Annotated in this window: 24 protein-coding genes and 1 pseudogene; 14 read left to right on the top strand and 11 right to left on the bottom strand. The window is 35.8% G+C overall.

What is annotated here, in order from left to right; genetic code table 11:
• From larC to BN358_RS15330, 7 genes and pseudogenes are all read right to left on the bottom strand, one after another.
• On the bottom strand, window positions 1–1303 hold a 1303-nt coding region (larC, locus tag BN358_RS15300), incomplete at its 3' end, for a nickel pincer cofactor biosynthesis protein LarC (RefSeq protein ID WP_019229414.1).
• The gene (gene larB, locus BN358_RS15305; protein WP_019229415.1) at window positions 1303–2046 is read right to left on the bottom strand and encodes a nickel pincer cofactor biosynthesis protein LarB; all 744 of its coding nucleotides are present in this window, start codon (window positions 2044–2046) and stop codon (window positions 1303–1305) included. The genes larC and larB, both read right to left, overlap by 1 nt.
• A gap of 16 nt (window positions 2047–2062) precedes the next feature.
• The gene (larE, locus tag BN358_RS15310; protein ID WP_019229416.1) at window positions 2063–2875 is read right to left on the bottom strand and encodes an ATP-dependent sacrificial sulfur transferase LarE; all 813 of its coding nucleotides are present in this window, start codon (window positions 2873–2875) and stop codon (window positions 2063–2065) included.
• A gap of 18 nt (window positions 2876–2893) precedes the next feature.
• Window positions 2894–3652: an energy-coupling factor ABC transporter ATP-binding protein gene (locus BN358_RS15315; RefSeq protein ID WP_019229417.1), complete on the bottom strand. Its 759-nt coding sequence runs from the start codon at window positions 3650–3652 to the stop codon at window positions 2894–2896.
• Window positions 3652–4458 (bottom strand): cobalt ECF transporter T component CbiQ, encoded by an 807-nt coding sequence (gene cbiQ / locus BN358_RS15320; RefSeq protein ID WP_019229418.1) that lies wholly within the window; start codon window positions 4456–4458, stop codon window positions 3652–3654. The genes BN358_RS15315 and cbiQ overlap by 1 nt, the downstream gene beginning before the upstream one ends.
• Window positions 4459–4484: 26 nt before the next feature.
• Window positions 4485–5497: pseudogene (locus BN358_RS15325) on the bottom strand (energy-coupling factor ABC transporter permease).
• 200 nt (window positions 5498–5697) lie between these two features.
• Window positions 5698–6585: a LysR family transcriptional regulator gene (locus tag BN358_RS15330; RefSeq protein WP_019229421.1), complete on the bottom strand. Its 888-nt coding sequence runs from the start codon at window positions 6583–6585 to the stop codon at window positions 5698–5700.
• 106 nt (window positions 6586–6691) lie between these two features.
• Here BN358_RS15330 and BN358_RS15335 point away from each other — a divergent pair, with 106 nt between their 5' ends.
• The 9 genes from BN358_RS15335 (at window position 6692) to BN358_RS15375 (ending at window position 14495) form a co-directional block, all read left to right on the top strand.
• The gene (locus tag BN358_RS15335; RefSeq protein ID WP_019229422.1) at window positions 6692–7627 is read left to right on the top strand and encodes a hypothetical protein; all 936 of its coding nucleotides are present in this window, start codon (window positions 6692–6694) and stop codon (window positions 7625–7627) included.
• Entirely contained in the window at window positions 7621–8586 is a 966-nt protein-coding gene (locus tag BN358_RS15340) for an ABC transporter substrate-binding protein (RefSeq protein ID WP_019229423.1), read from the top strand. The genes BN358_RS15335 and BN358_RS15340 overlap by 7 nt, the downstream gene beginning before the upstream one ends.
• Window positions 8543–9577: an iron ABC transporter permease gene (locus BN358_RS15345; RefSeq protein ID WP_019229424.1), complete on the top strand. Its 1035-nt coding sequence runs from the start codon at window positions 8543–8545 to the stop codon at window positions 9575–9577. The genes BN358_RS15340 and BN358_RS15345 overlap by 44 nt, the downstream gene beginning before the upstream one ends.
• Window positions 9574–10353, top strand: a complete 780-nt coding sequence (locus BN358_RS15350) for an ABC transporter ATP-binding protein (RefSeq protein ID WP_019229425.1) — start codon at window positions 9574–9576, stop codon at window positions 10351–10353. The genes BN358_RS15345 and BN358_RS15350 overlap by 4 nt, the downstream gene beginning before the upstream one ends.
• Window positions 10354–10533: 180 nt before the next feature.
• Window positions 10534–10986, top strand: coding sequence for a DUF2975 domain-containing protein (locus BN358_RS15355; RefSeq protein WP_019229426.1), 453 nt, complete (start codon window positions 10534–10536; stop codon window positions 10984–10986).
• A gap of 9 nt (window positions 10987–10995) precedes the next feature.
• Complete coding sequence (locus BN358_RS15360) at window positions 10996–11202, top strand: helix-turn-helix transcriptional regulator (protein WP_019229427.1); 207 nt, start codon at window positions 10996–10998, stop codon at window positions 11200–11202.
• Window positions 11203–11205: 3 nt separating this feature from the next.
• Window positions 11206–12678, top strand: coding sequence for a DUF4153 domain-containing protein (locus BN358_RS15365; protein WP_019229428.1), 1473 nt, complete (start codon window positions 11206–11208; stop codon window positions 12676–12678).
• 141 nt (window positions 12679–12819) lie between these two features.
• Entirely contained in the window at window positions 12820–13509 is a 690-nt protein-coding gene (locus tag BN358_RS15370; protein ID WP_019229429.1) for a hypothetical protein, read from the top strand.
• Window positions 13506–14495, top strand: coding sequence for a GIY-YIG nuclease family protein (locus BN358_RS15375; RefSeq protein ID WP_019229430.1), 990 nt, complete (start codon window positions 13506–13508; stop codon window positions 14493–14495). Before BN358_RS15370 ends, BN358_RS15375 begins: the two co-directional genes overlap by 4 nt.
• A gap of 26 nt (window positions 14496–14521) precedes the next feature.
• Here the strand turns inward: BN358_RS15375 and BN358_RS15380 are convergent, their stop codons facing one another.
• Entirely contained in the window at window positions 14522–15421 is a 900-nt protein-coding gene (locus BN358_RS15380; RefSeq protein WP_019229431.1) for an NYN domain-containing protein, read from the bottom strand.
• A gap of 250 nt (window positions 15422–15671) precedes the next feature.
• Here BN358_RS15380 and BN358_RS15385 point away from each other — a divergent pair, with 250 nt between their 5' ends.
• The 5 genes from BN358_RS15385 to BN358_RS15405 all read left to right on the top strand — a co-directional run bounded on the left by BN358_RS15385 (window position 15672) and on the right by BN358_RS15405 (window position 20456).
• Window positions 15672–16088, top strand: coding sequence for a Fur family transcriptional regulator (locus BN358_RS15385; RefSeq protein WP_019229432.1), 417 nt, complete (start codon window positions 15672–15674; stop codon window positions 16086–16088).
• Between the two features lie 43 nt (window positions 16089–16131).
• Window positions 16132–16626, top strand: a complete 495-nt coding sequence (locus BN358_RS15390; RefSeq protein ID WP_019229433.1) for a rubrerythrin family protein — start codon at window positions 16132–16134, stop codon at window positions 16624–16626.
• 297 nt (window positions 16627–16923) lie between these two features.
• A complete protein-coding gene (locus tag BN358_RS15395) occupies window positions 16924–17715 on the top strand; it encodes a xanthine dehydrogenase family protein subunit M (protein WP_019229434.1) in 792 nt (263 codons plus the stop codon).
• Window positions 17705–18178 (top strand): (2Fe-2S)-binding protein, encoded by a 474-nt coding sequence (locus BN358_RS15400; RefSeq protein ID WP_019229435.1) that lies wholly within the window; start codon window positions 17705–17707, stop codon window positions 18176–18178. Before BN358_RS15395 ends, BN358_RS15400 begins: the two co-directional genes overlap by 11 nt.
• A complete protein-coding gene (locus tag BN358_RS15405; protein ID WP_019229436.1) occupies window positions 18165–20456 on the top strand; it encodes a xanthine dehydrogenase family protein molybdopterin-binding subunit in 2292 nt (763 codons plus the stop codon). Before BN358_RS15400 ends, BN358_RS15405 begins: the two co-directional genes overlap by 14 nt.
• A gap of 107 nt (window positions 20457–20563) precedes the next feature.
• Here the strand turns inward: BN358_RS15405 and nagA are convergent, their stop codons facing one another.
• Genes nagA through murQ form a run of 3 tightly spaced genes read right to left on the bottom strand, consistent with a single transcriptional unit; the run spans window position 20564 to window position 23416 of the window.
• Window positions 20564–21721, bottom strand: a complete 1158-nt coding sequence (gene nagA, locus BN358_RS15410) for an N-acetylglucosamine-6-phosphate deacetylase (RefSeq protein ID WP_019229437.1) — start codon at window positions 21719–21721, stop codon at window positions 20564–20566.
• Window positions 21718–22476, bottom strand: coding sequence for a glucosamine-6-phosphate deaminase (gene nagB, locus BN358_RS15415; RefSeq protein ID WP_019229438.1), 759 nt, complete (start codon window positions 22474–22476; stop codon window positions 21718–21720). The genes nagA and nagB overlap by 4 nt, the downstream gene beginning before the upstream one ends.
• A gap of 1 nt (window position 22477) precedes the next feature.
• Window positions 22478–23416: an N-acetylmuramic acid 6-phosphate etherase gene (gene murQ, locus BN358_RS15420; RefSeq protein ID WP_019229439.1), complete on the bottom strand. Its 939-nt coding sequence runs from the start codon at window positions 23414–23416 to the stop codon at window positions 22478–22480.
• Window positions 23417–23421 lie beyond the last annotated feature (5 nt).

The following is a 23421-nucleotide window of genomic DNA, read 5'->3' on the forward strand; positions in this document are numbered from 1 at the left end:
CATCTTCATATTCAGGCTTATAAAACATATTTCCTTCATAGCTGCTTACTTTTACTTTAACAGGACCATACTTTGTTTCCACTTCTATTATTTCCCTGTTAAGAACAGTCCTTTCAGTCCTGTATCTTCTGATACCAATAGTTGTTGTGTTGTTAAATATTTCAGATTCCATTTTTCTAATGTCATCTTCTTTGCATATTACTGTCAGTCTGTGAGCCGGTCTGCTTTTTTTCATGTAAATTGGAGTGAAGAAAACATCGCTTGCTCCGCTTTCAAAAAGTTTCTCCATTGTGAATGACAAATTTTCTCCCGTAGAATCATCAATGTTTGTTTCAAGCACCCACATATATTTATTTCCTTGGCAATGATGCATGTCTATTGCTGATTGTTCATTTGACTCTTCAATCAGATAAGTTCTGAGCACATTTGCTTTGTCAAAATCTTTTTTGCCGGCACCTGTTCCTGTCTTCTTGATGGTGTAGGATAGAGGCAGAGAATCCATAGTCTTAAGAGCTGCTGCAATTGCTGCTCCTGTAGGTGTTATCATTTCACCCCTGGCTTCGGTTATTCTTATAGGCAGAGAATGTTCTGCTGCAATGTTTACGACCGCAGGAACAGGAACAGGAATTATGCCGTGCTGGCATTTTACATGACCTCTTCCTTCATACAATTCTGAAACCACTATGTCATCAATGTCAAGGTTGTCAATAAGTATGGCTACAGCAACAATGTCAATTATGGAATCAACTGCTCCTACCTCGTGGAAATGAACTTCAGAAACTCCAAGACCGTGTGCCTTTGCTTCAGCTTCTGCCACAACCAGGAAAATCTTTCTGGAAATTGATTTTGCCTTGTTTGTAATTTTTGATTCATCAATTATTTTAAATATATCGACTATGTTTCTGTGTTCATGGCTATGATGTGCATGATGCCCATGACTGTCATCTGCTTCTTGATAATGTTCATGGTGGTCATGCTCATGTGAGTGACAGTGTCCATGTTCTATTTCATGTTCATGTCTGTGCTCGTGATAATGTTCATGGTTGTGATGGTGTTCATGGTCGTGAATGTGCTCATTTTCATGATGGTGCTCATGATCTTGTTCTAAAACAACATTAAAGTCACATGCATCTATGCCGCATTTCTTTGTTCTTCCTATTTCTATGCTGTATCCGTCTACATTCAGACTCTTCAATCCTTCTATCATCACTTCCCTGTCACCGCCCAGGTCAAGAAGGGATGCTACAGTCATATCACCGCTTATTCCCGAATAACATTCCATATACAAAATTCTTTTGCTCATTATTGTACCGCCAATCTGTTTATTTGTGTGCTCATGTAACCTGCTCCAAAACCATTGTCAATGTTTACTACAGCAATTCCTTCTGCACATGAATTAAGCATTGTAAGAAGAGACGAAAGCCCGTTGAAATTTGCACCGTACCCTATTGATGTGGGCACTGCTATTACTGGTTTATCGGACATTCCTGCTATTACTCCGGGCAAGGCTCCTTCCATTCCGGCAACAGCTACAATGCAGTTGGCTTTGTTTATGTCTTCAATTTTTGAAAGAAGTCTGTGAATTCCTGCTACTCCAACATCGTAAACCCTCATTACCCTGCTTCCGAAAAATTCCGCTGTCTGTGCAGCTTCTTCTGCAACTGCAATGTCCGATGTTCCTCCTGTACACACTGCAATTAAACCAATTTGTTCCGGAACATTCCTCATTATTTTTACAATACGCGACATTTCGTCATATTCTGCTTCGGGCAAAAGTGCTTTTATTGCTTCATATTGTTCCTTTGAAGCTCTTGTACCCATTATGTTTATATTTTTTTCATTGAATGACTGAAAAATTCTAACAAGGTGCTCTGTTGATTTTCCGCTGCAGTAAACAACCTCTCCAAATCCCGACCGAAGCATTCTGTGGTGGTCAAGCTTTGCAAACCCAAGGTCCTCGTAAGGAAGTTTTTTAAGAGTTTTTTCAGCTTCACTCAATTCAATTTCATTGTTCTTTACTTTTAACAGCAATTCGTGAATATCCATCTTAACCTCTTTTATTTTATTTTTCCAAATTAATATCCATGCTTCCGGAACGGAAGCCTTCTATATCCAATGTAATATAAACAAAGCCGGATCTTTTCATGAAATCAATGATTGATTGTCTGTTTTCAACCAATTTAATCATATTTTCCTTTGTTACCTCTATTCTTGCTATGTCATTGTGAACCCTAACTCTAACCACATCAAAGCCCAAGGTTTTTATAAAATCCTCTGCTTTATCTATTTTTTCTAAAAGTTCAAAATTTAATTCAGTATTGTAAGGAAGCCTTGTAGCCATGCATGGTGCCGATGGTCTTGATGCAACAGAAATGTTTAAGCTCTTTGCCATTTCTCTTACTTCCTGCTTTGATATATCAAGCTCTGCTAAGGGGCTTACAACTCCCAATTCCCCAAGAGCCTTTACGCCAGGTCTGTAGACTTTCAGATCATCTGCATTAGTACCGTCGACCACGTATTTAAGATCATTGTTCTTTGCAAATTCAGTCAAATTTACAAACAGCGATTTTTTGCACAAATAGCATCTGTTTACGGGATTATTCAATATTTCCTTATTTTCAAATTCGTTTACCTGAATTATTTTATGAATGGCTCCCATTTCTCCTGCTACTTTTTTTGAAACAGTTACGTCAGAAACAGGGTGAAGTTTTGTTTCAAAAGTTACGGCGTATACATTCTTGTTTTGTTTTTTCCCTGCTTCGCATGCAAGTTTAAGTATGAGACTGCTGTCAACTCCTCCTGAAAAGGCAATACATACTCCTCCTTCAACAAGCTTGCTTATTTTTTCTTCTAACAATAAAAATTTATTTTCCATAATTCCTCCCATGTTAGGTCATTTGCTTATTTTTGAGCAAACAGGACACCCCTGAAGCACAAATGGTTTTTCAAGTCCGCATCTGTCAAGAAGCTCTTCATTTCTTAATATTTCATCTGATTTTCCGTCGGCCAGAACTATGCCTTCGCCTATAACTATTGTTCTTTCGCAAACATCAAGTACCATGTCCAGGTCGTGAGTTGCTATTATTTTTGTGTGTTTAAATTCTTTCAATATGTTAATGAGCCTTCTTCTTGACTTAGGGTCAAGGTTGGATGAAGGTTCATCCATGAGAAGTATGTCAGGCTCCATTGACAATACACAAGCTATTGAAACCGAACGCTTTTCTCCTCCTGAAAGCTTGTAGGTCTGTCTGTCCGACAAATGTGACGCTCCTACAATTTCCAGGGCTCTTTCAACTCTTTTCTTAACTTCATTTTCTGATAATTTATAATTTCTTGGTCCAAAGGCAACATCATCATAAACTGTGGTGCTGAACAGCTGATGATCCGGATTTTGAAATGTAAAACCAATTCTCTGCCTTATTGACGGAAGTGTTTTTTTATCAAGCGGAACATTGCCTATTCTAATTTCACCTCTGTCAGGGAACAAAATTCCTACCATTGACAAAAGAAGAGTTGATTTACCTGCACCGTTACTTCCTACGACTGCCACTGATTCTCCGTGATAAATTTCAAAATTTACGCCGTTTAGTGCCTTTTTCCCATCAGGATATGAATAGTAAACATTGTCTATAATTACATTGTGATGACTCATTAAAATGCTCCTGTCATAATATTGCCAAGTATTACCGGCACATTGTAAAATCTGACTAAAAATAAAAATACATCCCACAAAATCAAATACACATAATCGTTGATGCGAAAAATATTTTTAGTCGAATAATATTCCCCTTGGTATCCACGCAAGCACATTGCACTGTAAATTGATTGTGCTCTGTCGTATGTTCTCATCAATAACTGCCCCAAAAGCGGTCCCCACAAATTGTAGTGAATTCCGTTTTGTCCCGGAGCCCTTAAAAAATATGAAGTACTTATGGTTGAAAATTCTTCAATCAAGACATATGTGTAGCGGTATGTGAGCAAAAAAACCATTATAAAAATTTTCGGCACATGGAGGCTGCCAAGGGCCTTTGCAATATCGTCCACTGAAGTAGTTGCAATTAAAAGCATTCCGCATATAACTGATAATGTGCTTTTTATTATGAGGCTTATATATGATAAAATTCCTCTTGATACAACCACATTTTCAAAAATTACAACCGTTTCTTTGTCAAGTATTGGATTGGAAATTCCAACAAGCAAAATAAGAGGCAGCACCAGCAGCGACCTTTTTAATACAGGCATAACCTTAATGTCTCCAAGGTTGAAAACTATAGACGGATATATTGCCAGTGGAATCAGTGACACAATTTCATACTTGTTGAATGAAACAGCAGTCAAAATGTAAAAAAAACTTACCAATAATTTGACCAAAGGATTCAGTTTGTGAATCACCGTGTCATTTTGAGCTGTTTCATCGAAATACCTTAATCCATACATTGATTTTGTTATTTTATTCATTTGTCTGTCCCGGTTAGTTATTGATTTTAGCCTTTATTTATTTGTCTGTATTTTTTTGAAATTTTTCCTATTAATACAGCAACTATTAACGTCAAAATACTTCCTGATATTCCTGAAACTGAAGTTCCAAGTTTTGCTTGAGTTTGAGCTTCCTGATCAGATTTAAAATTATAATCCGGGAGAAATGAAATTTTCTCCTGAACATTTCTTAGAAGTTCATGTATGCTGCTTTTGCCTTCAACCTCATTGCTGTCAATTGTTTTTTCTATTGACCATTCAAGACCGTCAGGATTATTTGATGCATACCATGATGCAATTCCTCCTATAACAAGTGCCGCACAAAGAAGCAATACAATAACTTTTTTATTATGACTGTTATCAACTTTATTCATGTTGCTGCTTTCAAGAAGTTCAAGGCGGGTGTTCCATAAAAACGAAATGACTGCAGCAGTCAGCAGTCCTTCAACAATACCTATTGCCAGGTGTATTGGCTGCATCATAATTAAAAACGTGCCAAAAGGAAGTTCAGTCTTCCCTGAAAAAAATGTTTCAAGTACAACAGCAAATGAACCAAGCTGAAGTCCCACTACAGCTGCAATCAGCGAGCCAATAAGAATATTTTTCTTTGACATTTTCTTATGTATTATTTTTTATAAATAAGAGGATATGCAACATAGCATGTGAAAAATCCCATGTTGAATATGTTGCATCCAAGTGCAAGCAGCCCACCATCAGCAAAAAAAAGAGCTTGAATTGCCAGTATTGAAATCAGCGTCAAAAATCCTGCATGAGGTCCTAGAAGTGCTGCTAAGAGGATGCCTCCTCCAATATGACCGCTGGAACCCGTTCCGGGAATAGTAAAATTTATCATCTGAGAAGCAAAAACAAATGCTCCCATAACCCCCATCAAAGGAATCTTTTTTTCATTTTCTTCAATTTCTGTCTGCACCTTTTTTACAGAATATGTGGCAGCGCCAGCAGAAGCAGCCCACATTGCTCCGCCTGTTGCAGCCGATATCAGCGCATCAGCCATATGCATATAACCATCTCCTTTTAATATTGACATAATTTTCCAAAGTTAAATAAAATAAAAACCACAAAGTATGCTTGTTCTCAAGCAATAAAACCTTCGTGGTTTGATGTCATAATCTTGGTCTTCCAAAATTTAATCGTCTTCAGACGACTTTTTAGATTTTAGCAAATTATATTGTTCTTGTCAACCATTAATGAAAATGATATTTAACTTAATTTGATTGAACAATCCATGCATGTACTTATAAAGCTTTTAAGATTATCAGATAAATATTTGTTTTTGTGGTATGCAAGATAAAAGTTCCTAGTGAGCTTTAAGTCATTTATTTTAATCTTATGCAGCTTTTTTTCTTCAATTTCTTTTCTGACCAGCATTTGGGAAATGACCGTGAGTCCCTGCCCGCTTATGACTGCATTTTTTATGGCTTCTGAGTTGTTGCAAATCCATTTCTTGTTAATTGTTATGTCCAGGTTTTCGATTTTCTTTTCAAAAAGTTCCCTTGTTCCGCTGCCTTCTTCCCTGAGAATGAAGTCTTGATTGTTGAGCTTCTCTGCAGTTATTTCTTCAAGTGATGAAAATTCATGGGAGGAAGGACAAACAAGAATGAGTTCATCCGAAACTATTGGAACTGTAATTATGTCCCGACTTTTAATTATTCCTTCAACTATTCCCAAATCAAGGTTACTCTTCAATATCATTTCTTCTATGACGTTTGTATTTTCTACATATACCTTTGTACTTATGTTTGGTTTCTTTATTTTAAAGTCATTTAAAATATCATTTAACACGCATGTTCCCACAGTTATGGTTGCTCCAATTTTCAAAGAGGTGTTGCTGCTCGAGTTAAGGAGGCTGTCTTCCATTTCTTCAAAAGAAGAAACAATGTGACGTGCATACTTCAGAAGATTTTCTCCTGCTTCTGTAAGATAAAGCTTTTTTGACAGCCTTTCGAAAACTCTTACTCCGTAGTGCTGTTCTATTTCTGCAATTACCTGGCTCACTGACGGCTGAGCCATGAAGAGTTTTTCTGCGGCCAGACTCATCTTCCCGTAATCGCAAACTGCTATAAAAATTTTCAGATGTCTTATTGTCATGGTTCCTCCCATAGGTAATTACCTATCATATTATACAATAATACTATTTTTAATTATGGAATTCAAGTATTATAATATTAAATATAAAATATGTAGCGGAGGAAATATGGAAATTACAGCAGAGCAGAGAAAAAAAGTTAAGGGTGAAGGATTCCTTTCCAACAATGATATGGAGCACTTTTCAGCAAGAATAATAACTGAAAACGGTGTTCTTACATCAAAACAAATGAAAAACTTAACCTTGGTTGCAGAAAAATACGGAAACGGACAAATTGCATTCACTTCAAGACTGACAGTAGAACTGCCTGGAATTAAATTTGAAGATATTGAAGCAGTGAAAAACCATGTGGCAGAAGACAACATGTCCATTGGAGGAACAGGATCAAGAGTTCGTCCTGTAGTTGCATGCAAAGGAACTGTATGTACAAACGGATTTTTCGACACTCAGGCAATGGCAACTGAAATTCATAATCGCTTTTACATAGGATACAGGAGTGTGACTCTTCCTCATAAGTTCAAAATAGCAGTGGGAGGGTGTCCAAACAACTGCGTCAAGCCTGACCTGAACGACTTGGGAATTGTAGGTCAAATGGTTCCAAACTACAACCAGGACAAATGCAGGGGCTGTAAAAAGTGCAGCATTGAAAATGTATGTCCCATGAATGCAGCAAAAGTAGTAAATACGAAACTTGTTATTGATAAAGAAATTTGCATTAACTGCGGCATGTGCATCAACAAATGTGCCTTTGATTCAATTCCCGATGGAAATAAAGGATACAAAGTATACGTTGGCGGGAGATGGGGTAAAAAAATACGCATGGGCTCTCCCATAAGAAAGCTTTTTACAAAAGAAGAAGCCATGGATGTTGCAGAGAAAGCAATATTGTTGTTCAAATTAAAAGGTGTAACTGGTGAACGCTTTGCTTCAACAGTAGACAGACTTGGAGTGGATGAAGTAGGAAAAATGCTTGTATCAGACAATATTATGGACAAAAAAGAAGAAATACTTGGAATTAAAACAAAGGGCGGTGCAATGTGCTGAAAAAAAACATTCAAATACCACTGCTTATTTTGATTTTACTAACAGCAATGGTTGCTGTATCATGCAGCAATAGCCAAGCTTCATCTGATGAAACTAAAGTCAGCGCAGAAAATATGTACTACACATTTGAGGATTCCCTTGGTAATGAGGTTGTATTAAAGGAAAAACCTCGTAAGGTGGTTGCTCTTTCAGGCTCTTATGCTGAAACGTGGATTCTTGCAGGAGGAAATATTGCCGGAACAACAGACGACAGTATTTCAGAACGAAACATAAAGTTATCTGAAACCACTAAGATTGTGGGTACCATAAAAGAGCCAAACCTTGAAGAAATATTGTCTCTTTCTCCTGATTTCATAATCCTTTCCTCGGATATAGAAAGCCATTTGGAATTAAAAGAAACATTGACAAAAGCAAATATACCTCATGCATACTTTAAGGTTGAACAGTTTGAGGATTATTTAAAAATGCTTGATATATGTACTGACATAACCGGAAACAAAGATTTGTATGAAAAAAACGGCCTTGAAGTACAAAATAAAATTGAAACGGTGAAATCAAAAATTATATCATCAAACTCATCAGTTTTATTCATACGTGCCTATTCAGGGGGTGCCAAGGCAAAGGACGATGACAACTTTGCATGCAGGATACTTGATGACCTTAAAACCACAAACATTGCGTCAAAGCACCAGTCAATTCTGGAAGAGTTGAGCATGGAAGAAATTATCGAAGAAGACCCTGATTATATATTCGTCACAACTATGGGCAACACAGAAAAAGCCATTGAAGCAATGAAAAGCGGAATAGAAAAAAATCCTGCCTGGAGCAATTTGTCTGCTGTAAAAAACGGCATGTACATTGTACTTCCTAAGGAACTTTTCCACTACAAACCAAATGCAAAGTGGGGAGAAAGTTATGAATACATGGCAAAAATTATATATCCTGAAATTTTCAAATAAAGACTCACTGAGCTATAACATTGCTGTTATGGCTCTGCTTTCAATTACACTTGCAGCAGGAATAATTTTAAGCATTTCTCTTGGATCAACTAAACTCACTTTGACAGAAACAATAAATGCATTGTTTGATGAGTCTTCATCAAATGCTTATCAGATTGTAAATTATGTGAGACTGCCCCGAATGTTAGCAGCGCTTCTTGCCGGAAGCTCCTTGTCTGTTGCAGGGGTTATATTGCAGACTGTACTAAACAATTCTCTTGCAAGCCCCAATGTCATAGGAGTAAATGCAGGATCAGGACTTTTTGTTGTTCTTATTGCAGCATTTTTCCCTGCTAATTTTTATCTTACTCCCATTGCTGCATTCATGGGAGCGCTGATTGCTGTTAATCTTGTTTATTTTATAGCTCTAAAAACCGGAGCTTCGCGGATGACCATTGTATTATCAGGAATTGCCGTATCAAGTTTCATCAGTGCCATAACAGACACAGTTCTCACAATTGTTCCTGATGCTTCAATAAGCAGGACTGCATTCATGATTGGAGGTTTTTCAGGAGTAACAATGGAAAAGCTTCAGTATGCAGCCATATTTATAATTTTCGGTATTGCAGTATCTTTAATGCTAAGCTATGACATGAATATTTTGTCTTTAGGGGACGAGTCGGCTAAGTCCCTGGGACTTAATGTTTCTTTGTATAGATTTGTTCTCCTGGCAGTTGCTGCTCTTTTGTCCGGAAGTGCCATAAGTTTTTCAGGGCTCATTGGTTTCATAGGGTTAATTGTACCTCATGCTGCAAGATTTCTGATTGGAAACGACAGCAGGATTCTTATTGTTGTGAGTGCTCTTCTTGGAAGCAGCTTCACTCTTTTTTGCGACATACTTTCCCGAATATTGTTTGCACCCTATGAACTGCCTGTGGGAATAATCATGTCCTTTATTGGAGGACCGTTTTTTGTGTATCTTTTATTGATGAAGAAAAGAGGTCATATATGATAAGTTTGAAAAATGTGACTGCAGGATATAATGGCAGGGAAATAATTAAAAACATAGACATTTCATTTGAAGAAGGTACCATCACAACTATAATCGGAAAAAACGGCTGCGGCAAAACAACTCTGTTAAAAACTTCTTCAAATTTGTTAAAAACAATGTCAGGAGAAGTTATTATTGATGTTAATGGAAAAAACTTAGATTTATCCACTATGAAAAGCCAGGATATTGCACGTTACATATCATATCTTCCTCAAAACAAGGAAGTTCCAAACATTACAGTGTACGGCCTTGTAATGCATGGAAGATTCCCATATTTGAACTTTTCCAGAATTCCTCAGAAAAGCGATAAAAAAATTGTTGAGGAGTCAATTGAATTAATGGGCCTGGAACAGTTTAAAAACTGTAACTTGCAGGAATTATCCGGAGGTCAAAGGCAAAAATCATTTATTGCAATGGTCTTGGCTCAAAACACAGACATAATATTTCTGGATGAACCCACAACTTATCTTGATATAAACCACCAGCTTGAAATAATTCAAACTGTGAAAAACTTGAAAAAACTTGGTAAGACAGTTGTCATGGTTCTTCATGACTTGAATCTTGCCTTTTCCTGCTCAGATAAAATATGTCTCATGGACAACGGTCATATTGCTGTTCATGATGTTCCTGAAAAAGTTATAAAAACCGGAAAAATAAACCAGATATTCAACATACGCTGCATGGAGGCCAGTTTAGAAAACTATTCCTCAAAGCATTACATCTTCACTCTTCCCTAGCTTAATTGCTTAAATATACTTATCTCATAAATCACGGCGGGCATTTCTTATGGCCCGTCTTTTTTGCGTTTTCTTCAATGCGAAAGACAAACAATAATTATTTATTGATTATCAATAAATAATTATTGACATTAGAAAAACATCTGCTATAATTTAGTTATAAAAGCAAGGAGGACTTTCATGTATAAAAATAGTTTTGTTCATTATGTATCTAAAATTTGTGTTGATGTACTTTTCATTGTAGGAATAATCTGCTGCTTGTTTGTACCATTTTCTAAGCCATGGCTGGTGTACTACTTCAACTTGCAGGATGAATTGATTTTGCCCATGATATTAGTGTTGATTGCTTCAGGCATTGCTTCCGTATATATTTTATGGCAGCTTAGGGTGATGTTCAAAACATTGATTGGAGGAAATCCCTTTGTTTTAAAAAATGTTACTTGCCTTAGAAAGATGGCTGTTGCAAGCATGTTAATTTCAATTATATTCTGCATTAAAAGCTTGTTTTGGTTTACCATATCAACCATTGTGATTATTCTCATATTTGTTATTGCATGCTTGTTTTGCCTGACCCTCAAGGATTTGTTCAAGCAAGCCGTATACTATAAAGATGAAAATGATTTAACAGTGTAGGAGGATACAATGGGTATTGTTATTCAGTTAGATGTCATGATGGCAAAGAGAAAAATAGGACTCATGGAGCTGGCGGAAAAGGTAAATATTACGCCTGCCAATTTATCAATATTGAAAAACAACAAAGCCAAGGCCATAAGATTCTCCACGCTGGAAGAAATCTGCAGGGCATTGGATTGTCAGCCGGGAGATATTATAGAATATGTTAAGGAGTAAATCATGGATAATTCAATAAAAATTAAGCTGTCTATTTATGGACTGCTTTCAGCAGTGAGTTTCATATATTTAATACTTACTCACAACCCGGGAATAAGTGTTCCTGTATTTACAATCATTCAGTTTGTTTCAATATTCACCTTAATCTATAAGCGTGAAGAGGCAAAAAATAAAAAAGGACTGTTAATGTTTGTTCCTATATTCATTTTGTCTCTTAACTATTACTTAAGCGGAAGTTATTTATGGAGAGCGCCTAATTTCCTGTGCACAATACTGTTGTACAGTACCATGGTTGCAATTCTTACAGACAACTTCCCAGTGAAAGAACTTAATTTTAAATTCTTATTTAAAATACTCGAACATGTTATTGTTCCATTAAGAAACTTCAACATTCCTTTTAAATGGATCAATAAGTATAAAAGCGATGACGCGAAAAAAAAGCTTCATTCCAGCATATTGCTCGGAATATTCATATCTCTTCCCTTTGTAGTATTCCTGTTGATTATGCTGTCCTCTGCGGACCTTGTTTTTTCCGTCAAAGTTGAAAATACACTTGAATGGTTTTCAAAAATGCTTGATATAGAGTTAATATTTAAAATCATTTTTGGAATGATTGCAGGACTGTATTTGTTTGGTCTAATATACATTGTATTTGCAGAGAAAAAGTCAGATTCCCAAAATGCATTTTTCACCTTAGAAATACGACCCAAAAATGCAGACACAATTGTCATAAATATTTTGCTTTCATCAATACTGCTGGTGTATACACTGTTTATTTTCATTCAGTTCAAATATTTATTTGCGGGTTCTGTCTTGCCGGCAAACTTAAATTACGCCGAATATGCCAGAAGAGGATTTTTTGAACTCATTTTCCTGAGCTTTTTAAATATTGGGCTTATATTACTGACAGTATATTTATATAAAGAAAAAATTTATGTTCAAAGAAGCAAATGGTCAAATCTTACAAAAATATTCATGATGTATCTGTGCGCAGTAACATTTGTAATGCTCATATCTTCATTTTACAGAATGTATTTGTACGACCAGGAATACGGATTTACACGCCTTAGGGTCTTGGTTTACGGATTCCTCATATTTGAATCCATTGGTCTTATAATTACTGCTGCATTTATAATGAGACCTGAATTCAATATTATGGCCGTATACATGGTTATTGGATTATGTTATTACTTGTGTTTGAATGTGGTTCAAATTGATTACATAATTGCCAAACATAATGTTGATATGTATCTTGCAAAAGAAACAGATTCGCTGGATATAGATTACCTCATGAGTTTATCTGTGGACGCGGCTCCACAGATAGCAAGGCTTGTTGAAAACAACAACGCAGACATAATGACCAGGTATAAAGCAGATTTGTACTTTAAAAATATTGAAAAAAATTACAGCAGAGATTCCCTTTGGCAGAGCAGAAATTATTCCATGGACAAAGCCATAGAGCTAATAAGCAAATAAAACCCGGGGACGGACCTTTTAATTTAATAAATGAACTAAAAGGTCCGTCCCCAGAATGAATTTTTACATACGGTGCATTATTTTTTACATTGTAGAGAAATTATTATGATAATGTGTTATTATAATGATGGAGGGGATTATATGAATGCTTCTGTTTCAATGCTTTTTTATTCCGTAGTAAGCGCATTTTCAATTATTTATACTGCCTATTCCATTAATAAAAACATATCTCTAAGAAGAAAAAAAGAAGATTATCTTATTGTGCAGCTGAACAACAAATACAACTTTGCATGGTTTTATTTGATTCTTGTGATCATTTGGATTGGCATGTTCACTAAAGACATCAGCAGCATGCACAGGATACTTAAGGGAGAATATTTAAACAGTATTTTTCAACTGTTCAATCCCAAATATATAGAGAGCTTAAGCAATTACTTTTACGAAAATGACAAGATGATTGAATATTATGAAACGTTGCGTTATCCAAATGACTTCATGAACAGTCTCTATATGATTATCGCTTCCGTATGTATTTTAATATTGGATATTAACAAAGAAAAAGTAAAAATCGCCCTATTTCAAGATGGCGTGCTCGTTAGAGACAAATTTTATAATAAGGATAAGCTACTCCAGTATGAGTGGGGCGGTGCCTATGAAAACAAAATGTTTTTTAAAGGGATATATTGCAACCTGGTGTTCTACATGGACAGTATTTTTCAAAGCAACCGTGAACTGGCAGTAAGAGTGAATTATTCTGACAAGGATAAAATAGATAATATTTTGAAGTACACATACAACCTGAAATCAAAAGATAATGATGGTGATAAATGATAGATATTTCAGACAAAATTAAAACTATACTTGAGCAACTTCCTGAACTTCCCGGTATCTACAAAATGATTGATCAAAGAGGAAACATTATATATATCGGAAAAAGCAAGAGCCTTAAAAAAAGAGTGAAAACTTATTTTGCAGATAATCCTAAGTGGGAAAAAGTCAACCGAATGGTGCGACTCATTGACAACATTGAGTACGTGGTCACTGACACTCATTTAGAAGCAATGCTTCTGGAATGCAGTCTCATTAAATCCATACAGCCCATATTCAACTCTCAGATGAAAAATGACAAACGTTACGTCTATCTTAAAATAGAAGACTTCAACCACCACAATTCCTTAAAGGTTACAAGCACAAGAGAAGAAAATTCCTTCGGACCTTTCAGGAACAAGTACATGCTGTATGATATCATGGATTCGTTAAAGAACCTGTACCCCATAATAAAATCAAATGACAGCTATGATTTTGAATATAACCTCTTTCCTGTTTCCATGAACAAGGAAATTTTTCAGGAAAATAAAAAATCATTGCTCTATTTGTTATCTGACGGAAATAACTTTGATATTTTCATTAAAATTTTAAATCAAAAAATGCAGACAGAATCATCTCTGTGTAATTTCGAGTCAGCAATAATGTACAGAAACATGATTCAAAACATGGAATATCTTAAAACAGCAATAAATAAGTACAAAATCATCATGACTTCAAACATATTTATAACAATACCTCTGAAAAATGGGTACAAACTTTTTTTCATATCCGGTGGAAACATTGTTTTAAAAGAAAAATTATCTGAAACAAGCGAAATAAGTGATGCGATTAAAAATGACTTTATCAGGCGGGGAATGAAATCAACAGAAAACTTTCCAGCTGACATGGACGAAAAATCGCACATGGATTACAGGGACATCCTGTATTCTGAAATAATAAATCTTCCCGACGAATACAAGACTGTGGGGACGGACCTTTTAATTCAGTAATTGAATTAAAGGTCCGTCCCCGGAATTTATTGTGTTTTCTTTTTTTTGTTGTAGGTTCTTTTTCGAACTTTTTGTGTTTTGGCTGACTTTGCAGCTTCAGCATGTGATTCCTGCTCTGTTGGATTGTGCTTTAATGACACCCACAGAGATGTTCCTTCTGCTCCCTTTGTATGCATATCCAGGAAGTCAAATTTCTTTAAAAATTTAGAAAGCTTCGTATCACCGTAATTTCTCACGTCAAAGTCAGGATATCTTTTTACAAGCCTGCTTCCTAATTCTCCTATGTTCATGCTTTGATCTTCATCGTCTATTTCATTAACCATTTTGATAATTGCCATCTTAATGGTGTTTATATCAGTCATAGTCTTGTCATTTTTGTCTGTACTGTTTTTAGATGCTTTTGAAGTTTTATCTGCCTGACTATCCCCTTCTGTCTTTGACCCATCGGCCCTTTGCCCTGAAGAATTGTCAGCAGCAATTTGATTTTCCGATTCTGCCAATACATCCAGATATTTGAACTGATTGCATGAAGCAATAAATGGTTTTGGAGTCTTCCTTTCTCCCATTCCAACCACCAGCATGCCTGACTCTCTGAGCCTTGAGGACAGTTTTGTAAAGTCGCTGTCGCTTGACACTATGCAAAATCCATCAACATTGCCGGAATACAAAATATCCATGGCATCAATAATCATGGCTGAATCCGTGGCATTCTTTCCTACAGTGTAGCCGTACTGCTGTATGGGAGTAACAGAATTTTCAAGAAGGACATCTTTCCATGATGAAGTATTGGGCTTTGTCCAATCAGCGTAAATTCTCTTGTACGTTGCAACACCGTAATTTGTTATTTCGTCCAATATGTTCTTTATGTATTTTGCTGACACATTGTCCGCATCTATCAGCACTGCAAATCGTTTTTCTTCAACCATTGCATTCACTCTCCGAAATTATGTTATATATATAATACTTCAATTAACATAATTTATCAACAAAAACAAATAATAAGTGAATTGTAGATTAATTATTCTGATTTCTTACTGTAATAGTATCTGACTGTAATCATAAAAAAGAAATTACATGTTTTCATAAATTGTGCTTGACAAATCATTTTATTGATAGTATTATTAGTTTGTAATCATTACAAGTTAGAAATCAATATAAATCTAAAGAAGGTGTCATATGAAAATAATACTTGAAGATTTATTGGAAGAACTTAAAAAAAATAATATACGTCTTTCACATCAAAGATTGAAGGTATTGGAATTCCTTGTTTTAAATCAATGTCACCCTACAGTTGACCAGATTTACAACGGACTTCACAAGGATGTTCCAACTCTGTCAAAAACAACTGTTTATAACACTTTAAACTCATTGACCAGTGCAAATCTGGTAAAGGTCATAAACATTGAGGACAATGAAACCAGATATGACATAAACACCTTTAATCACGGCCACTTCAAATGTCAGCAGTGCAAAGAAATTTTTGATTTTGGAATAAACATAGATTCAATAAACACTGATGATTTAAACGGCTTTAAAACAACTGATAAAAATGTGTATTTCAAGGGCTTATGCCCTAAATGTTCAAATGCTTAATCGCCGTAAGGCAGAATATAAAATAAAATTTATGGAGGATATTATGGAAGATAACAAAACACTTAAAAATTTAATGGATGGTTTCGCTGGAGAGTCACAGGCTAACAGAAAATACCTTGCATACGCAAAAAAAGCTGAAGCAGAAGGAAAAACTAATGCAGCTAAACTTTTCAAAGCAGCATCTGATGCAGAAGCATTGCACGCTCAAAAACATTTAGAAGTTGCAGGAAAAATCAAGACGACAGCTGACAACCTGGCAGATGCAGTTGCAGGAGAAACATTTGAATTTGAAAGCATGTATCCTGAATTCATTAAAGCAGCAGAAGCTGAAGGAAACAAAGCAGCAATAAATTCATTTACTTTTGCAATGAAAGCAGAAGAAGTTCACGCGAAATTATACAAGGAAGCTTTGGAAAATATAGACAATACAGAAGAAGTTACTTATTACTTATGTCCTGTATGTGGAAACATTGAAACATCTGTTCCTGATAAATGCAGCATCTGCGGCGTACCAGGCACTAAATTTATAAAGTATTAATTTCCTCAATATTAGACTATTTACAAACCCTGACGCTGTCATCCTGAACGTTAGTGAAGGATCTCATCTTTATTGAAAACATGAGATTCTTCGGGCCACGCCCTCAGAATGACAACGTCGGAAGTAACTTTGCAATCAACTAACCCGTTCAAGTAATGAACGGTTTTTTAATGTCTAATCATCTGTCAATTCAAATTATTTATACCTTCCATAAAAGTCTGATTGAATATTTTGTCGAATTAATGTAAAATTAAGTGACTATTCAGATAGATTAATTTATATGAAGGGAGTGTATTCATGTTTACTATAGATAAATATGTTGTTGCCGAAAGTCTGGATCAGGCATATGAGCTTAATCAAAACAGACGCAATGTTATAATAGGCGGAATGCTCTGGCTTAAAATGGGAAGAAAGAAAATTGGAACAGCTATTGACCTTTCAAATCTCAATCTTAATACAATTGAAGAAGATGATGACAGTTTTAAAATAGGAGCAATGTGCACGCTTAGAGATGTGGAAAATCACTTGGGATTGAACAGTTATTTCAACAATTTGCTTTTAATATCAGTTGAACACATCGTGGGAGTTCAAATGCGCAACCTTGCAACAATAGGAGGAAGCATTTATTCCAGATTTGGCTTTTCTGATATATTGACCGCACTATTGTCTCTTGATAGTTATGTTGAGCTGCACAAAGGAGGAATTGTTCCTTTAAAAAAATTTGTAGAAATGCCTTACGACAATGATATTCTAGTGAACATCATAATCAATAAAGATGGAAGATCATCGTGCTACAAAAGCCACCGCATGAGTTCTTCTGATTTTTCTGTTCTTGCCTGTGCAGTTTCAAACAAAGGAAATGAATGGTATGTTTCAGTGGGAGCACGCCCTGGAAAAGCAGTTTTAAAACAGTTCACCTTAAGTGAAAAACCAAGTAATGAAGAAATAGACAAGGCTGTTCAAGATATAACCAAATTGATGGCATTCGGAACAAACATGAGAGGAAATACCAGGTATCGCAGGCTTCTTGCTGACGTTCTTATAAAAAGAAACATGGAAGAAATAATTGGAGGAAATCATGCAGATTAAATTATGGATTAACAACAAAGAATTTAATGATGATATTGCACCTGACATGCTGCTCCTTGATTTCATAAGATCAAAAGGGTTTTTAAGTGTGAAAAGAGGATGCGAGACATCAAACTGCGGATTGTGCACCGTCATGCTTGATAATAAGCCTGTACTTTCATGCTCAGCTCTTGCAGTGCGGGCAAACGAAAAACATGTCACAACCATTGAAGGTCTTGAAAAAGAAGCCTTGGAATTCGGTGGGTTTTTAGCCGATGAGGGAGCTGAACAATGCGGATTCTGCAGCCCGGGATTCATAATGAATGTACTTGCCATGAAAAATGAACTTAAAAATCCTTCAGAGGAAGAAATCAAAAAATATCTGGAAGGAAATCTTTGCCGCTGTACCGGTTACATGGGACAGCTAAGAGCCATAAAAAAATATTTATCATGTGTAAAGGAGGGTTCTTATGAAAATAGTTAACAAAGGCGTCAGAAAAAAAGATGCTTTAGCACTGGTTACCGGAAAACCCGTTTACACAGATGATATAGCGCCAAATTGCCTGACTGTAAAGCTTTTAAGAAGTCCTCATGCTCATGCCATGATTGAAGAAATCAGCACAGACAAAGCAAAAAAAGTGCCCGGCATAGAATGCGTGCTCACATATGAAGATGTTCCCAAAACAAGGTTTACAACTGCAGGACAGACATACCCTGAGTTCAGTCCTTATGACAGGGCAATTCTAGACAAGCATATAAGATGTGTGGGAGATCCTGTTGCAATAGTTGCAGGATGGGATGAAAAATCAGTTGACAAAGCTATTGGATTAATAAAGGTAAAATACAATGTTCTAGAACCGATTCTTGACTTTAGAAAAGCAAAGGACAATAAAATAATTGTGCACCCGGAAGAAGATTTCAAATCTCTGGTTGATGTTGGAACAGACAAAGACAGAAACATATGTGCTTCGGAAGTTTTTGAATTTGGAAATGTTGAAGAAGAATTAAAAAAATGTTCTCAAATCATAGATGAAACATACCACACAAAGGCAAATCATCAGACTGCAATGGAAACATTCAGGACGTACACATACATGGATGCTTACGGCAGGCTTAACATTTTAAGCTCCACCCAGGTGCCTTTCCATATAAGGCGTATAATGGCAAATGCTCTGGACATACCGAAATCAAAAATACGTGTTATTAAGCCTAGAATTGGCGGAGGCTTCGGCTCTAAACAATCTTCTGTAAGTGAAATGTTCCCTGCAGTTGTAACATGGATAACTGGAAAACCTGCAAAAATTGTGTTCTCAAGAAAAGAAAGCCTTACAAACGGAAGCCCGAGACATGAAAGTGAAATCAGAATACGCCTTGGGGCAGATGATGAAGGTATGATAAAGGCTATACACATGGACACATTGTGGAATGCAGGAGCGTACGGAGACCACGGTCCAACAACAGTTGGTCTTGCCGGACACAAAGCCATGACTATCTATAACAGCGCAGCTGCATACAAGTTCAATTACGATGTGTTGTACACAAATACCATGGGCGGCGGTGCTTACAGAGGATATGGCGCAACTCAGGGATTCTTTGCACTTGAATCAGCCATAAACGAACTGGCAGCACGACTTAACATGGACCCCACAGAACTTAGAATGAAAAACATGCTCACCCAATCACAGGTTGGAAATAAAATGCCCACATACTACAATGAAGAACTTAAAAGCTGCACATTGGACAAGTGTCTCTTAAGAGCTAAGGAAATGATAGGCTGGGATGAAAAATACCCGTGCAGGGACATGGGAAATGATAAGGTAAGATCAGTGGGCGTTGCTGTATGCATGCAGGGTTCAGGCATTTCAAATGTTGATGTTGGAGCAGTGGAAATAAGGCTCAATGATGACGGATTCTACACATTGATGATAGGCGCTACTGACATGGGAACGGGCTGCGACACAATTCTTTCACAGATAGCTGCAGAATGTCTTGAATGTGAACTGGACAACATAGCAGTTAACGGCGTTGATACAGATGTGTCTCCTTACGACACAGGATCCTATGCTTCAAGCACAACATACATTACAGGAATGGCTGTTGTTAAAGCATGCGAAACTCTTAAAAATAAAATACTTCATGAAGGAGCCAGACTTCTTGATCTTAATTCTGATGACGTTGAGTTTAACGGCAAGGAAGTGTTCTCCCTGAAAGAAAACAAGAGCATTTCATTAAAAGACATTGGAAATAACAGCCTTGTAGGATTCAACAACTATCTGACAGCCTCAGCATCTAATTATTCTCCTACATCACCTCCCCCATTCATGGCTGGAATTGTAGAAGTAGAACTAGACAAGCTTACAGGCAAAGTGGACATAATTGATTATGCTGCAGTTGTTGACTGCGGAACTCCTATTAATCCAAACCTTGCAAGAGTCCAGACAGAAGGCGGATTAGTCCAGGGAATAGGAATGACGCTGTTTGAAGATATAATTTATGATGAGAATGGACGTATGATGAACGATTCATTTATGCAGTACAAAATTCCATCCAGAATAGATGCCGGCAACATAAGAGTTGAATTTGAATCAAGTTATGAACCCACAGGTCCATTTGGGGCAAAATCCATAGGTGAAGTGGTTATTAACACTCCTGCACCTGCAATTGCAAATGCCATTTACAATGCAACAGGATTAAACTTCAGGGAACTTCCCATAACTGCTGAAAAAATAGCGTTGAAAATGCTTGAAAGATATAATATTTAATATGCTGCTGCACGTTTGTGCAGCAGTTTTAAATTAAAAAAGTTGCTGCACAAACGTGCAGCAACCTTCTAATTAGTTTTAACGTCTACAGTATTAATTTCTTTTCATTACTTCTTAAATATTACATTTCCACCTTTTATCACACAAGAAATATTAACATTATCATCAAGCAATAACATATCTGCATCCTTTCCGACTTCAATGCTTCCTTTGTTACCATGAACGCCTATTGCTCTTGCAGGTGATAAGCTGGCCATTTTTACTGCTTCATGTATAGGAACATGTAAAAATTTCACCATATTGTATACTGCTTTGTATAAATTTAAAGTTGAGCCTGCCAGACTGCCGTCTGACAAACGAGCTTCGCCGTTAATTACCATTACCTTTTGTCCGCCTAATTCAAATTCGCCGTCTTTTAAACCAGCTGCCCGCATGGCATCCGAAACTAATATTATTTTATCTGCTCCTTTTGCCTTTAATGCCAGTTTAATTGCAGCATCATGCAAATGAATTCTGTCACATATTAATTCACAATAAACTCTGTCATCTGTAAGTGAAGCTCCAATAATTCCAGGTTCCCTATGATTAAAACTTCTCATGCCATTATATAAGTGGGTTGAAATTGTTGCACCACTATTTATGCCTTTCATGGATTCTTCATAAGTAGCATTGCTGTGTGCCATGGACACTGCAACATTTTTTTCCTTTAAATATCTGATTAATTCAAGTGCTCCGTCTTTTTCAGGCGCAATGGATACCATTTTTAATTTATTGTCTGATATTTTTATTAATTCTTTAATAAAACTAATATCCGGATCTCTTATAAATTTGTCCGGCTGAGCTCCTTTTTTGCTATGGGAAAAAAATGGTCCTTCCAAATGAATTCCAAGTATTTGTGATGAATTTTCCTTATTTTCATAATTTGCAATGTTTTTTACAGCTTCAATAATATTTTCATATGACTGAGTTAAAACAGTTCCTAAATACGAAGTTACACCGTTTTGCAAATGATATTTACCTATGGAATCTATGGCTTCTTTAGTTGAATCCATAAAATCATATCCTGAATTGCCGTGGTTATGAATATCTATAAAACCTGGTGATAAGTATTGGCCTTTTCCATCTATAATTTCATCGACTTCAATATTTTGCATATTTTCCTGCATATCAATTTTCGTAATTTTACCTTGTTTTACTAAAATTTCATATCCGATTAATACTTCAGAAGGAGTAATTATTTTAATGCTTCTAAGTAATATACTCATAGACAACCTGCCTTTAAAAAATTGTAATCTTTTATGTGTTCAGCAGCTTCATTATCAAGTAAAATTGTTATATTATTGTGTAGCTGCAATATAGATGCCGGCAGTCTGGGATCTATTTTTCCGCTGATAGTTTTTGAAATAGCTTCAGCTTTTGATGAACCTGCTGCAATTAAAACTATTTTCTTAGCTGACAGTATTGTTTTTATTCCCATAGTTATGGCTTTTTTCGGAACATCTTCAATTTTATTAAAGAATCTTGAATTAATATTTATAGTATTTTGATGCAATTTAACTTCGTGTGTATGGGGTTCAAAATATTCAGCTGGTTCATTGAATCCTATATGTCCATTTTTGCCTATTCCCAGAAATAATATATCTATAAAACCAGCCTTTTTTATTTTATTTTCATAATTAAAACATTCAGATTCAATGTTGTTTGTCATCCCATTTGGAATATTAATGTTCGCCCAGTTAATGTCAATATGTGAGAACAAATTTTTTTCCATGAAAAAATAATAACTGTTTTTATCAGTCTTATTGAGACCTATATATTCGTCCAGATTGAATGTCTTAATATTTTTAAAAGATAAATTATTTTTTTTGTATTCATTGACTACTATTTTGTACATCTCCAATGGAGTGCTGCCTGTAGGCAAGCCCAGCACTGCATTTTCTTTATTTTTTATTGTATTTAACAAATAACCAGCTGCCAGGCTGCTTATATCCTGATAGCTGTTTTTTATTATAACTTCCATTTTACCCTCTAATAGTCTTTGCATTAAGATATTTTTTGCCTAATTGAATTGCATCGATTACAAATCCGTCTGACTGCATCAAATAATCTTTAGCTTCATCTAAAGAACAATCAGTTTCATATATAACAATTGCTTCTTTTAAATTCCAATTTGTTTTTTCTAGAATTAATTTTGCTTCGTCGTCATTTTCAAAATTTGTTATATTTTTAAATATTCTTAACGCCCTTTGTCTTAATTTTGAATTTGATGCCTGCAAATCAACCATTAAATTTTTATACGTCTTTCCCAGTTTTATCATGGTTGTTGTGCTGATTATGTTAAGTATCATTTTTTGAGCTGTTCCTGATTTGAGCCTGGTTGAGCCTGATATAACTTCCGGTCCCACTATGACTTCAATGCTAACATCAGCAAGCTTTCCTGTTTCTGAATTTGGATTACAGGATATTGCAATTGCTTTAGCTCCAACACTTTTAGCATACTTTATTGCACCTTTAACATATGGTGTTCTTCCGCTGGCTGCAACTCCTATCAATACATCATTAGAATTGAATTTCTCTTTTATTAAGTCATTGACACCGCTGTTTTCATCGTCTTCAATTCCTTCTACAGCATTTCTGAGAGCTATGTCACCGCCTGCAATTAGGCCTTTAACCAACTCTGGATTTGTATTAAATGTAGGAGGACATTCTGAAGCATCTAATACTCCCAGTCTGCCGCTTGTTCCTGCTCCAATTATAATCAGTCTTCCATTGTTTCTTAAAGCTGATACTGTTATGTCAACGGCTTTAGTGATTTCGGGTATAACATTTTCAACAGCAAAAGCTACTTTTTTATCTTCGTTGTTTATAGCTTCGATTATTTCTCTTATGCTCATCTTATCTATGTTAGAGGTATTTTCGTTTAATTGTTCCGTTATCATACCATTTTCAATAATTGTCATTTATT

The sequence above is a fragment of the Sedimentibacter sp. B4 genome, from assembly GCF_000309315.1.
Classification (GTDB): domain Bacteria; phylum Bacillota; class Clostridia; order Tissierellales; family Sedimentibacteraceae; genus Sedimentibacter; species Sedimentibacter saalensis.